Source organism: Desulfitibacter alkalitolerans DSM 16504, from assembly GCF_000620305.1.
Taxonomy (GTDB): Bacteria; Bacillota; DSM-16504; order Desulfitibacterales; family Desulfitibacteraceae; genus Desulfitibacter; species Desulfitibacter alkalitolerans.
The window spans coordinates 170,869-184,380 of record NZ_KK211106.1 but is presented as its reverse complement, the minus strand read 5'-3'; the positions used below and the strand labels follow the sequence as shown (position 1 = coordinate 184,380).

General features: G+C 39.1%; 15 protein-coding genes. All 15 read right to left on the bottom strand.

The features are described 5' to 3' along the window. Positions 1–124 precede the first annotated feature (124 nt). The 15 genes from K364_RS25240 to K364_RS0121690 all read right to left on the bottom strand — a co-directional run bounded on the left by K364_RS25240 (position 125) and on the right by K364_RS0121690 (position 13,457). Positions 125–697 (bottom strand): 2-oxoacid:acceptor oxidoreductase family protein, encoded by a 573-nt coding sequence (locus tag K364_RS25240; RefSeq protein ID WP_051534319.1) that lies wholly within the window; start codon positions 695–697, stop codon positions 125–127. Next, entirely contained in the window at positions 697–1,518 is an 822-nt protein-coding gene (locus tag K364_RS0121760; protein WP_028309756.1) for a 2-oxoacid:ferredoxin oxidoreductase subunit beta, read from the bottom strand. The genes K364_RS25240 and K364_RS0121760 overlap by 1 nt, the downstream gene beginning before the upstream one ends. Next, positions 1,519–2,652 carry a 2-oxoacid:acceptor oxidoreductase subunit alpha gene (locus K364_RS0121755; RefSeq protein ID WP_242841767.1) on the bottom strand — a complete coding sequence of 378 codons (1,134 nt, stop codon included), beginning with the start codon at positions 2,650–2,652 and terminating at the stop codon, positions 1,519–1,521. After that, positions 2,642–2,863, bottom strand: a complete 222-nt coding sequence (locus tag K364_RS0121750) for a 4Fe-4S dicluster domain-containing protein (protein WP_028309754.1) — start codon at positions 2,861–2,863, stop codon at positions 2,642–2,644. The genes K364_RS0121755 and K364_RS0121750 overlap by 11 nt, the downstream gene beginning before the upstream one ends. Positions 2,864–3,287: 424 nt before the next feature. Next, on the bottom strand, positions 3,288–3,659 hold the full coding sequence (locus tag K364_RS0121740) for a type II toxin-antitoxin system HicB family antitoxin (protein ID WP_028309753.1): 372 nt from the start codon (positions 3,657–3,659) through the stop codon (positions 3,288–3,290). A gap of 23 nt (positions 3,660–3,682) precedes the next feature. Then, positions 3,683–3,922: a toxin HicA gene (locus K364_RS0121735; RefSeq protein ID WP_028309752.1), complete on the bottom strand. Its 240-nt coding sequence runs from the start codon at positions 3,920–3,922 to the stop codon at positions 3,683–3,685. A gap of 266 nt (positions 3,923–4,188) precedes the next feature. Then, positions 4,189–5,817 (bottom strand): chaperonin GroEL, encoded by a 1,629-nt coding sequence (groL, locus tag K364_RS0121730; protein WP_028309751.1) that lies wholly within the window; start codon positions 5,815–5,817, stop codon positions 4,189–4,191. A gap of 23 nt (positions 5,818–5,840) precedes the next feature. Next, complete coding sequence (groES, locus tag K364_RS0121725; RefSeq protein ID WP_028309750.1) at positions 5,841–6,131, bottom strand: co-chaperone GroES; 291 nt, start codon at positions 6,129–6,131, stop codon at positions 5,841–5,843. A 327-nt stretch (positions 6,132–6,458) separates the two neighbouring features. Beyond that, positions 6,459–6,935 (bottom strand): rhodanese-like domain-containing protein, encoded by a 477-nt coding sequence (locus K364_RS0121720; protein ID WP_028309749.1) that lies wholly within the window; start codon positions 6,933–6,935, stop codon positions 6,459–6,461. Between the two features lie 3 nt (positions 6,936–6,938). After that, entirely contained in the window at positions 6,939–7,715 is a 777-nt protein-coding gene (locus K364_RS0121715; protein WP_028309748.1) for a rhodanese-like domain-containing protein, read from the bottom strand. An 11-nt stretch (positions 7,716–7,726) separates the two neighbouring features. Beyond that, on the bottom strand, positions 7,727–8,350 hold the full coding sequence (locus tag K364_RS0121710) for a TorD/DmsD family molecular chaperone (RefSeq protein WP_028309747.1): 624 nt from the start codon (positions 8,348–8,350) through the stop codon (positions 7,727–7,729). Beyond that, a complete protein-coding gene (gene nrfD / locus K364_RS25235; protein WP_051534318.1) occupies positions 8,343–9,503 on the bottom strand; it encodes an NrfD/PsrC family molybdoenzyme membrane anchor subunit in 1,161 nt (386 codons plus the stop codon). Before nrfD ends, K364_RS0121710 begins: the two co-directional genes overlap by 8 nt. Positions 9,504–9,520: 17 nt before the next feature. Further along, positions 9,521–10,063 (bottom strand): 4Fe-4S dicluster domain-containing protein, encoded by a 543-nt coding sequence (locus K364_RS0121700; protein ID WP_028309746.1) that lies wholly within the window; start codon positions 10,061–10,063, stop codon positions 9,521–9,523. Further along, on the bottom strand, positions 10,063–12,270 hold the full coding sequence (gene srrA, locus K364_RS0121695) for a respiratory selenite reductase catalytic subunit SrrA (protein ID WP_422857249.1): 2,208 nt from the start codon (positions 12,268–12,270) through the stop codon (positions 10,063–10,065). The genes K364_RS0121700 and srrA overlap by 1 nt, the downstream gene beginning before the upstream one ends. Positions 12,271–12,374: 104 nt before the next feature. After that, positions 12,375–13,457 (bottom strand): rhodanese-like domain-containing protein, encoded by a 1,083-nt coding sequence (locus tag K364_RS0121690; RefSeq protein ID WP_028309744.1) that lies wholly within the window; start codon positions 13,455–13,457, stop codon positions 12,375–12,377. Positions 13,458–13,512 lie beyond the last annotated feature (55 nt).

Below are 13,512 nucleotides of genomic sequence, written 5' to 3'. Positions count from 1 at the left end.
CCTTGACTATACATCACGAGTTTTGAGTGTAGTCCACGTTAAATATACCTACGTTGACTACGTTAACTACTATGATTTATGACCACGAGTTATCTAGAAAAATTTAGATGAATTTATAAACACTTTATGAACACTTTTTAACCATGGTTTTCTTTTGCTCTTTTAACAATTTAACGCCCTCTTCATAACCTAATAGGAGAGCTTTTCTGTTTAGCTCCTCTGTACCTTTTGGTATTCTTGCAAGGACAGCCTTTTCCAGGGCTGCAAAGGTTACTACCCTGGTAAGACCAACCAAAGCACCTAAAGCTACCATGTTGGATACAATTTCTCTGCCCACATCATCCTTGGCAATTCTTGTAATAGGAATTTGGTAGACATTCTTAAAGCCGGAAGGCACTTTTGTCACATAGGTGCTGTCAACCAATATAACTCCATTTTCCTTTAAGCATGCGGCATATTTATCAGCTGATTCCTGGGTCATTGCCAGAACAATATCAGGAACAATTACCTTTGGGTAATCAATGAAATCTTCACTAATAATAACCTCTGCCTTACTTGCCCCTCCCCTGGCCTCGGGTCCGTATGATTGAGTTTGGATGACATTTTTACCATCAATAATACCTGCTTCTGCTAGAATTATTCCAGCCAGTATTATCCCTTGACCACCAGAACCACTTAATCTTATTTCTTTATTCATCAGGAATTTCTCCTTTCATGAAAGGTACTTAACAGTTTTTCATATTGATCACAAAACTCTGGGGCCTGTTGATTATAGAGTTCCCCAATAATTGTTTTGTCAATCAACTCTTCAGGCTGCATTTTTGCAGCCGCCTTTACCATTACACTGTTTTCCTTTTGGGCCTGCATCATCTTAACTGGTGACCCCAATTTATTCTTCCTGCCATATCCTATAGGACATGCAGTGATAGCCTCCACCAAACTAAACCCTTTATTTTGAACAGCTTTTACTATAAGATCACTTAACATCTTTGCATGATAAGTTGTACTTCTGCCCACATAGGTAGCCCCTGCAGCTATGGCAAGTTTGGCAATGTCAAAGTTTCTTTCTAGATTTCCATAGGGACAGGTGGTAGCCTTGCTTCCTGTAGGTGTAAGAGGGGAATACTGACCTCCAGTCATTCCATAAATATTGTTGTTAAATACAATGGCAGTCAAGTCTATATTTCTCCTCGCCGCATGGATAAAGTGGTTACCCCCTATGGCAGTAGCGTCACCATCACCCATGATTACTATCACATTGAGCTTTGGCTTTGCAACCTTTACGCCTGTTGCAAAGGCCAATGCCCTTCCATGAGTGGTGTGTAAAGTATTAAAGTCCAGATATCCTGGTGCCCTTGAAGAGCAGCCTATCCCTGAAACAAATATTGTATTATCCTTACTTAACTGCAGCTCATCAATTGCTTTGATAATAGCCTGCAGCACAATGCCATTTCCACAGCCAGGGCACCAGATATGAGGCATTTTGTTCATCCTTAGATACTTTTCAGCTAATAACATCTACAATACCTCCTTCACCTTTTCCAGTATCTCTCCCGGAGTTATAAGCTCTCCATCTACCTTATCTACAGCTTCAACTCTTATCCTGCAGCCCAGGTGCTTTTGGACTTCCTCCAGCAATTGCCCCATATTCATTTCTGGGACTATAACTGCCTTAACATTTTTTGTGGCCTTTAGGAGAGCTTTATCAGGAAATGGCCAAATTGTAGCCGTTCTAAGCATTCCAACCTTTTGGCCTGCTGCCCTGGCTTCCTTTACTGCCCTTCTTGCAGGCCTGGCAATACATCCATAACAAAAAATTATTACTTCAGCATCTTCAACCATGAATTCTTCTGTAATGGTAATTTCATCTTTATATTTTTCAATTTTATCATGGAGCCTCAGTATTAATTCCTTGGTTAACTTTGGACTTCCAGTTGGAAAACCACTTTCATCATGGGATAACCCTGTAACATGATATCTATATCCTTCACCAAAGTTGGCCATTGGCGGAACGCCATCCTCGTCAGGCTTATACGGCAGATATTCCTCTGGCGGAACATTAGGTTTTTTCCTATTAACTATTTGCACCTCAGAATGGGATGGTAGTTCTACACTTTCTCTCATATGACCAATAACTTCATCTAATAGAATAATTACTGCAGTTCTAAATCTTTCAGAGAAATTAACTGCTTTTACAGTTAAATCAAAGGTCTCACTTACAGAAGCAGGTGATAATGCTATTACTGGATGTGCCCCATGGGTACCCCATCTGGCCTGCATCACGTCACCCTGGGAGGGTGCTGTTGGCAGCCCGGTACTAGGACCTCCCCTTTGTACGTCAACTATTACACAGGGGACCTCAGTCATTATGGCATAGCCAATATTTTCCTGTTTAAGAGAAAAGCCTGGGCCGCTTGTAGCAGTAAGTGACTTAACTCCTGTTAAAGAAGCCCCAATTACTGCTGCCATGGCAGCTATTTCATCTTCCATCTGCAGGAAATGTCCTCCATAGTGAGGAAGCTTTTCTGCTAATATTTCAGCAATTTCAGTTGAAGGTGTTATGGGATATCCCGCAAAAAACCTTACTCCCGCTGCTAAAGCTCCTTCTGCACAGGCTTCATTACCTTGAACCAAGCGCTTTTTAGTTGGCATCATGGACCTCCTCTACACAGATGCTAAAATCGGGACAATGCATCTCACAGATTTTACATGCTATACAGTCATCTGGCTTTACTGCTTTTGCTTTTCCCATTTCATCTAATGCTAATACTTTTTTTGGGCATAGGTGAACACATATTCCACAGCCCTTACACCATTCCCTTTTAATGTGTACTAGGCCCTTCTTTTTTCCTTTATCAGTCATATACTCTCACCCCTGTTTCATGTGGCCTTGCATTTAATTATATAGCAAAAACCGTGCCAAAAATAGTAGCCAGTATATGCAAGCAGTCATGCATGTTTTTACAGCAGAAGCAACATATAGCAACATTTAAAATAGTTGCTATTAAAAGAAATAATAAAAAATACGGCGAGCAGCTTAAACTCGCCGTATCTGTATGGTAGTATTTGAATCTCTCATTTTGAGAGAAGAGTTTGAAAACACCTGGCAAACATGTTGTCTCGTTTTGATACATGTATCAAAATGAGACTGTCTGCATCATTCCTGGCTTAACAAAAATCGTTGTATTAGTTTTATGTTAAACCATTCTATCCACACTTCGACCACCCGCAGCACGGACAATATGCAAAGTTTGTTTTGGGCAAAAGAAAAGAGCCTTGATAGGCTCTTACACACTCTTAGATTTACCCTTACTTAAAAGATACACTAAATATTGATTTAAGCTTACGCCTTCTTCCTGAGCCTCTTCAATTAGTTTCCTATGAAGGCTCCTGGGTGTCCTAACTGTAATTCGACCACTATATTTTTCAGTTGTAGTAAAAGGCTCGAGTATTTCTAATCCTTTTTCCAGTGCTGTTTCAAGCCAAGCTCTTTTAGCGTCTTGGCCCATTTCTACTGCTTCTTCGATTGTTTCACCGTCACTCATGCACCCTGGCAGATCTGGATAAGTAATTAAAAAACCTCCACCATCTTCTTTGGATAAAGCTTCTATTTTAAATGGATAATTTAAGGACAGATAATAATTTAAGTCTTTTTTCACTAAACCCAACTCCTTTAAACTTATTAATATCCCAAATCCTCTAGAATTCTAATAGCTACTTTTACATAGACAACTTTCACATGGGGTCTTTTATATGGGATAGTTATCAACTTATCTTCTAAAGTATATGTATAGTGACTGGAACCGCCTTTTGGCTGGCTTCTTTCAAAACCTACCCCTATAAGTATTTTATCTAGTTCTTCAAATCTTACAGCTCTAGGATTATTTCTTATCTTCTTTAGAAGCTTCTCTTTCTTGGACATTCTATCACATCCTTTTTACCAGCCCTTACAGTTATAATATATATGACATTACATATGATGTCAAGTGAAACTATTCTTTTTTTCTAACAACAAAAAACACCCCTTGCGAGGTGCCTATTTCTGTTTGTATCATAATACCATGTTTAACCATCTAATTACTTGCAAAAAACTTGCAATTTTACTAAAGAAGCTGCCCAGAAGTTCAGTGAACTAATGAACAGCCTCTAATTTTTTTTATGCTATTATGTGGTCAAAATAGGTTACTTCTACATCATTCCTGGCATTCCGCCCATTCCACCTGGCATTCCTGGAGGTGCATCTTTTTCTTCTGGAATATCAGCAATTAAAGTTTCGGTAGTTAAGAGCATGGAGGCTATGCTGGCAGCATTTTGTAAAGCTGATCTGGTAACTTTAGCTGGGTCAACTATACCTGCACCAATCATGTCAATATAATCGCCTGATAATGCATCAAAACCGATTCCTACTTCTGATGCCTTAACCTTTTCTACTACTACTGATCCTTCTGCTCCTGCATTGAAAGCAATTTGCTTTACTGGTTCCTCTAAAGCCTTCTTGACAATTTTCACACCTGTCATTTCATCGCCTTCAGCTTGGATTTGTTCTAGCGCTGGCAGTACATTGATAAATGCTGTTCCACCGCCAGAGACAATACCTTCCTCAACAGCTGCTCTCGTAGCTGCCAGGGCATCTTCAATTCTATGCTTCTTCTCTTTCATTTCAGTTTCTGTTGCTGCTCCAACTTGGATTACAGCCACACCACCTGCAAGCTTGGCCAATCTTTCCTGCAGCTTTTCTTTGTCAAATTCTGAAGTGCTTTCCTCATGCTGCTTTTTAATCTGAGCTATTCTCTTTTGAATAGCATCTGAAGAACCTTTACCTTCAACAATTGTAGTATCTTCTTTAGCAACTTTTACTTGACGTGCGGTTCCAAGCATATCCATTGTAGCACTTTCTAACTTGATGCCTACTTCCTCAGAAATCACCTGTCCACCAGTTAAAATTGCTATATCCTGCAGCATGGCTTTACGTCTATCACCAAAGCCTGGAGCCTTTACAGCTACGCAAGTAAAGGTACCTCTGATTTTGTTAACAACCATGGTTGCCAGGGCTTCGCCTTCCACATCTTCAGCGATTATTAACAATGGCTTGGCTGATTGAACTACTTTTTCAAGAATTGGAAGAATTTCATTTACTGCAGCAATTTTTTTATCTGTAATCAAAATATATGGATCATCTAATACAGCTTCCATTTTCTCAGTGTCAGTAACCATATATGGTGAAATGTATCCTCTATCAAACTGCATACCTTCAACTACATCTAGAGAAGTTCCAATACCTTGAGATTCCTCAACGGTAATAACCCCATCCTTACCAACCTTTTCCATTGCATCAGCAATAAGGCTTCCAATTTCAGGATCATTAGCAGATATTGAAGCAACCTGACTAATAGCTTCTTTACTTTCAATTTGCTTTGAAAGCTTTTTCAATTCTTCTACTGCAATTTCAGTAGCCTTCTGGATGCCTTTCTTAATAATCATTGGATTGGCACCAGCTGCAACATTTTTCAAACCTTCTCTAATAATAGCTTGCGCTAAAAGAGTAGCTGTGGTAGTACCGTCTCCAGCTACATCATTAGTCTTGGTAGCTACCTCTTTCACTAATTGAGCACCCATGTTCTCTAATGGATCCTTTAGTTCAATTTCCCTGGCAATTGTTACACCATCATTGGTAATAGTAGGTGAACCAAATTTTTTCTCTAAAACTACATTTCTACCTTTTGGACCTAATGTAACTTTAACTGCATTAGCTAAAGCGTTAACGCCTCTTTCTAAAGCATATCTTGCATCTTCTTTAAAAACAATTTGTTTAGCCATTTATTTGTCCCTCCTTGTTTTAATTATTTTTCAACGATTCCAAGTATGTCTCTCTCATTTAAAATTAAGTAATCCTGGCCATCTAATTTAATTTCATTTCCAGCATACTTTGAGTAGAATACTCTATCTCCTACCTTAACTTCTAATTCAACCTTCTGACCGTTTTCAAGTACTTTTCCAGAACCTACTGCAACAACCTCACCTTCTTGGGGTTTTTCTTTTGCAGTATCCGGAATAACTATACCGCTTTTAGTAGTTTCTTCACTTGGTAAAACTTTTACTACAACTCTGTCACCTAATGGCTTAATTCTCATACTTGTACCTCCTTTTTTATATATGTATTTAATTTTATATTTATTATTAGCACTCATTAATGGCGAGTGCTAACACTCAATAATTATAATATTAGAGGGGTTGGCTATGTGCAAGTCTTGAATTTTGTTAAAATAGACAATTATTGTTGATTTGCCCTGGTTTTTGCTGCGATAACCCCTCAAATCTTCCAATCAGAATTACTTTTCCCTATATTTTCTTATTAATACCTTCTCCATCAAAATATTACCACAAAAAGCACAAAAATATACATGATTTGACTATAAAATAACTATAATTTAATTTAAGATGTGTCAGGTTTTAATCAATTAAAAGCTAAAGTCACCATTTTGATTTATCACTATCCTGCTGTCAAGGTATAGGGTATTTGGATAACCTATCTCCACTATTTTCTCTACAACTCCTGCTGCCCTTGCACCTGTAGCACAGTGTATTAGAATAGTGGCATTTTTATCTGTTGGAAGCTTATATGCTATTGCACTTGGATCGGCATGAATTGCAGAGTCTGGAATATGGATAGAACCCCAAATAAAACCACTGGATCTTTCCTGGTCATTACGAACATCCAATACATATATATTTGTACCCTCTCGGACCAACCTCACAAATTCTGCAGCGGTCACCTTTCTATCAGGCTTTCCGCCACTTATATCAAATGAGCCTGCTGATGATTCAGACCCAAACAAGGGCATTCCAATCTGCTTCCAGGATGGAACTCCACCTGCAAAAACTTTTACATTTGTATAACCATGGGTTGCCAGGACCCTGGCAACATTATGACTCATGCTTCAGAAAAAGCCACCACAGTACGTTATGATCTCGGCACCTTTATCAACAGGCATGGCTGCCATGTACTTTTCAATGAAAATCTTATCATCCATTGAGAGTGCTGTTGGGATATGAGAATTAAAGTATACATTATAAGGACGATTATCAAGAATTAAAAAGGGCTTTTTACCTGTGTCATTAATACGCTCAGCGCCAATAAGAGTGGCCACATACTCAGCAGTAGTTACCAGGTAATTTCCTGCTTCTTTCCAAAAGGTTATGCCTTCTTGATAAACGTGTACATTAGTATAGCCTAATTCCTTTGCCTTACGTGCTGAACTTGGGCTGAGATGACAGTCTAAGCCTCCACAATAAAAAATAAGCATTTTATTTTTGTCCTCTGGCAGCATCCAGGCCAACACTTCAAATTGAGCATCTGGAATGTTAATAGCGCCATTTATATGTGATTCTGTAAACCTTACAGCTGGTCTAGAATCTACAAGCACAAAAGTCCAATCAGAAGGATACTGTTCATATGATGTCCTTTCGGAACTTGTCGGACCATTTATTTTCATGAGATTCATCATATAGGCAGTATCCACATAGCTTAGATCTTCTTCAATGGGCACATTATTAGGTTCCGATGCATCTGGAGTAATAATGTATTTGGATTTATCAATTTCAGTATCAACGCTAGCTGTTGGGGCTTCCACAACAGCTATGGGCCCACTGCCGCATCCTGCAGTTCCCAATGCTAGAATCACCAATAATAAACCTAACAAAAATTTTCTTGCCATTTCCTCACCCCTTAATATATGTAAGTTCTATACTCATCCATAGTCCATTCTATAGTGTCCATGAGTACCCTGGTAATTAATATGAAAACCTCATCAGCTTTTATTTTGTTAAGCTTATCATAAAATTCTGGGAGCCAGTCGAAATGCTCCGACAGGAATTGATAAACCTCTTCGGCTCCAATATTATCCATGAAAAAACACAATAGTTCCAAAAGTATGGTCAAATGATCAGGCTTTTGCTGAAATTGAGGTGGTATAGTAATCTGGAATTTTTCCAGCAGATAATGAATATGAACAGCTGCATCCCCCATCAAATACCCCTTCTGGCCTGCAATAATTGTCTGGGCGCTTTCATCATTGGTCCATTTCTTATAAATTGATTCCACTGGAATAGCAGAGGCTTCATTAAGGCCAACAAAGCATCGCACAAATTCCTGTTTAAAGCTTTGAAAATCCATAAAATAAGTTGGCCATTGGTACTTGCAACATGTAAATCCGGCTTCTTTAATATAGCCATCAATTTGTTTAAATAATGAACCAGATTTTAGTTCATTATAAAACCCTTCATCAGGGTGTTTATAAAATTCAGCTAGAGTAAGAAACAAGGCCTGTTTCGGTTCTGACAGTTTAAACATTATCCGTTACCTCTTTTTGTGTTTTTTCACTTATTACTGTAGGGAAAATATCTTTAGAGAAAAACTTCTTTTCTGCCCATAAGACCAGAAGTAAACCCCCTCCTATTGTTCCTAGAAAGACTGCCCATTCTGCTGGCATCATTACATATGAATGATAAATCATCTCAGTTTGGCCTGGCACTATTTCCAAGGGAACTATCTGCCCCGCCGTGATAAAATTAACGTGCATGAAGAAAACTCCCACAAGTAGTATGGAAGAAGCAACAAATACCCTTAATGGAGCAAAGCCTGAAGTGGCTAGTATAATAGCCGGGATAACCAGGGCCAGGCCAACTTCCAGTACCCAAAAACTAAAACTTAAGGGGCCTGCCAACAAAGCCATGGCCGCCTCAAATTTTCCTGGCACCTGACCATAAAGATAGCTAATCATATTCCAGAATTTATAGAAGCCTGTAACAGCAATGGATACCAGCAGCACTTTCCCCAGAATAGGAACTATTGACTCCCCGCCGTCTCCTTCAGGCTTAAATTTTTCTACAAGGTAATATGTTATGGCCATAATTGCAGCACCAGATAGTAAAGCGACAATCATGAAATATATGGGCATGGCAGTTCCCTGCCAAAAAGGCCTTGCATGAAGATTTCCAAAAACTGCACCTAGATTACTTACTGCAAGTATACCTGCAGCCACAGTGATTCTACTAAAAAGCACCACCCGCGCCTCATGATTTTTGTACAGAAAATAAACAGTCAACATTCTAAATCCAAGGTAAAGAACATATAAAGTACCCATCCACCATATCCCAGATGTTATATTTGGCGAAAATATTAACCATATCATATTTAGAGGATTACCCAGTTCAAGGCCAATGGCAATAAACCCAAGTACAACTGAAATTATTGCTAGTACCAGAGCCCTTTTTGTGAGAACCTTGAAGGCAGGTATTTTAAATATATACCAAAGAGAAGCTATAAGGGTCAAACCCACACTAGAAGCGGCAAAAAATATATAAATAGAAATTAGCGAACCCCAAGGCACCATGTCACTTACACCCTGATACTTTTCGCCATATATTAGTATAGTCAAGGCACCAATTAAACCTACACAAATCAAAATTATAGAAATAGTTTTTATTAATCTTTGATTGGTCACATACCTCACCACCTTTCCTACTTTTTCACGTAATAAATTCTAGGTTGTGTACCCTTTTCTGGTATGAGCTGATATAAGCTTCTCTTTGCCAAGAGACTGCTGATTCTACTGTTTTTATCTTCAACATCGCCAAACACCCTTACTTCATTCATACACGTGCTGACACAGGGAGGCTTTTCACCTTTTACCACATAATCTGCACAAAATTTACATTTTTCTGGCACATGTTTTTCTTTGTCCATGGTTCTGACCCCATATGGGCAGGCAACCATACAATATTTGCAGCCGATACACTTCTTATGGTCCACCAGGACAATCCCATCTGATCTTTTATAGGTAGCCCTTGTAGGACAAACGTGTAAACATGGAGGATTATCACAGTGTTGACACTGTACAGGCACTATTTCCTGCCGTACATTAGGATAGGAACCCCTTTCTCTATACTCTAACCTGTTAAAAGCCATGTCAGGCGGTAGCTGCCACTGCATTTGACATGCAATTCTGCAGGCACCGCATCCAGTACATCTGGAAGGGTCTATCAGCATGGAAAATTTAGCCATTAAACACCCCCCTTTCGAACCTTAACTATTACTTCCTGACCCATAACACTACCAGCTATGGGCTCAACCATTGCTGGAAGAAAATCATTATAATTTAACCCGACTCCATATGCTGTCCTTGCCTTCTTGGAAAAACCGCCATAGGCAGATGGAACCCATACACAATCAGGATGAAGCAGTTCTGTTACTTTCACATTAATCTGTTTTTTTGCCTTTTCTGATTCAATTGTAATTAAGTCACCATTTTTTATGCCTAATTTTTCAGCTCTGGATCTATTCATCCATATCCAAGTACCATTATAGTCTTCTGTTATGGCCATTAAGTAAGGGTTGTTGCTTGTAACGTGGTGAGAATGCCAGGGTTGTTTGCCATGGATTAGACGAAATTCGTCCTCATGAACAGGATTTACCTTAGGAGGTATCCACCTTGGCACTCCTGAGAATCCATTAACTTTGTAAATTCCCACTGAAAACTCTACCTTTCCAGATGGTGTACGCAGGGCAGGATTACCCCTAATCTTTGGCATGCCTTCTTCTACACTTGCTGGAAATTCCAAACATCCTGCATCCTTAAGCCTATCAAGTGATATCCCAAGAGGTTCTATCATTGCAGCAGCCTCCTGCTCAACTGTAAAATCAAAGTATTCCATGGCACCTATTTCAGCAGCAATACCCTTAAGAATATCAAGAAGTGGCCTGGTGTCATGAACTGGCTCAATGACTTTCTGCCTCCAGGCCACCTGAGGATAAGGATGAGTTATATGTCCATGACATAAAAGGGGTCTTTCGGTTCTTTCTAAAAAGTAGCTTTCAGGCAGAATATAATCAGCAACATAAAGGGATGTTTCATTCCAATCAATAGGTATGGAAACAACAAGGTCTGCCTTTTTCATTTTCTTTTGGTATTCAGGATCTGGTCCGGTTCTTAATGGATTATAATGGTAAATAAAAAGAGCCTTAACCTTGCCTTCATCCACCAATTGGGGCACTAATTGAGGTATACCCCTGCCTGCTTCTACTGTCGCATATTTCCCTGCTTCACCAGCCCCATCTACCCTGGGACCTTTTTCCTTTTCTGGCGGCTTTTCCACATCTAACGACCCTAAGGTAATCTCCGCTGAAGGCAACAGGCCACCTTTTTTAAACATGTTGCCCAACAGAGCATTAATAACAACATTCATTTGAGCCTGTTGAACACTATTTATATAGTGTGCATTTAGTCCATGATAACCTGTTTCCAAAAAAGCTCTAGGCGCTGCTTTAGCCATATCTCTTGCCGTCTGTCTAATTTTATCGGCAGGTACGTCAGTAATTTCTTCCGCCCATTCTGGAGTACAAAGTTTATTTGCCTGCCAGAATTCATCGAAACCTTCGACATAATTTGCAACAAATTGCCTATCATAAAGTCTTTCAGTTATTAGGGTATTAGCAATTGCCAAAAAGAATGCTAAATCAGTACCAGGACGAATAGGTATCCATTCATCCGCTAATATGGCAAGCTCACAATGCCTGGGATCTACAACCACAAGTTTTGCGCCCTTTTCTTTAGCCTTGACAATTTGATTCATGCCATTTGGAATAATTCCCCCAGCAAAATTCCGACCTACGAAAAGCATGTATTTGGTATTCTCATGATCTCCATAAAGATTCGTTCCCACCATTTTGGGCCATACATTGGTTTTTGATGTAAAACACGTTGCGTAATGTGTAATATAGTTTGGTGAACCTAGAAATTCTAACAAAATATCTGCGTAGTGTTTTCCCCTTACACCATGTTCCATCCAAACGAAAGAATCGCCACCATACTGTTCAATAACACTGTTAAGCTTCTCTCCAATTTCTTTAAAAGCTTGTTCCCATGAAATTGGTTCAAATTCCATTTCACCAATTCGCTTCATTGGTTGGGTTACCCTATCAGGATTGTACACATCTATTACCATGCCATGCCCCCTTGCACATATTCTGCCTCTGCTTTTCATATGTATAGGGTGCCCCTCTGTTTTCCATATCCGACCATTTTTAACATAGACATACATTCCGCACATATTAGAACAGCCATTACACAGGGTTGGAATTCTTTTTATAGGTGAGTTCTCAGCAGCCCTGGAAAACTCCCTTAGACTAAAATGAATGGGCAGTATACTTATGGCACCTGCAGCTGCTGCCATTTTCAAAAAAGTCCGCCTTTTGATCTGTTTCACTTTCATGACTCCTCTCTTTAAAGTAAGACTTTATTTATAGGCCTTCTTTTAACTATATTTAACAATTTTTCAGTTATTTTAGTCCCTCACGGGGACTTTAAAAATCAGCTTCATCCAGCGCCTGTATCTAAAACATTAATCCTGGTAACTACCGTTGGCAGATTACCCCAATCACATTCTACCTTTTCTACAGGAAAGCCCCTCTCAAAATTAGCATCACCATAACAAGAAACCCAAGCGCAACGTACAGGCTGCAGCCCAATAACCTCAACCTGAGTTGTCCAATCACTCATTCCATAGGTCATAGCAATTGCATTATAACCAAGTTGATTTAACAGCCTTGCCGCCATGTTTGCAAGGTGCCCTGAATAGCATACAACAATAATTTGTTCATCCGTTGGCAGCTTTTGCAGTTCTGAAACTATACCTAGTAAGCCATAGGGAATATTAACAGCACCTTCTATGTGACCTGACAAGTAGTGCTCTCTTTGTCGTACATCTAAAATAAAATAGCTCTGCTGTTCCTCTAAATTTTTCTCGTAAACTTGGGTTCCAGATAAACCACCAGCTCTGTTATTTTGAAAAATACTTTCATTTTTTAATATTAGCACTTCATTTAAAGATAAATGTCCACTAACCTCAATAACCGGCAGAGAAAATGTCTGGTTTAATCCTGTTGGGGTTGTAACAACAGGATTATCTCCCAATTCACATACTTCAGGAGTTTCATTTATCCAGCCAAGCATACCGTTGTTCATAACTCCCACATCAAACCCCAACATTCCCCAAAAGGCTGCCGTTTGACTAGCTTCTGCGCCAGTATAACCAACCAAGATTATCAGTTTATCTCTTGGTAGTTTCTCTATCTGCTCTGGCATCCAGGTTGTGTTGTAAGGTATATTAACTGCACCTTGTATGCTTCCTGCCAAAAAATCCTCTGATTCTCTTAAATCTACAATATAGTAATCTGGGTCAGGTCTCATTATTACTTTTTCAAAAATTTCGCTCGCACTAAATACAGGCACTTCCCTATTTGCAATAAATTTATTAGTACTTTTAACCAATTCCATTAATACATCATGATATTCCTTTTTTTCATCATCAATAACTGCCCCTGGTTCTTTATCACAGCCTAGAATTAATGAGAAAATTGCAACTGCCATGATAATTAATATTAAAGATCTCTTAAACACGCACCTTCCCTCCCAGCAAATTATTCTATTATGACATTTCTATTATACTAAGTAT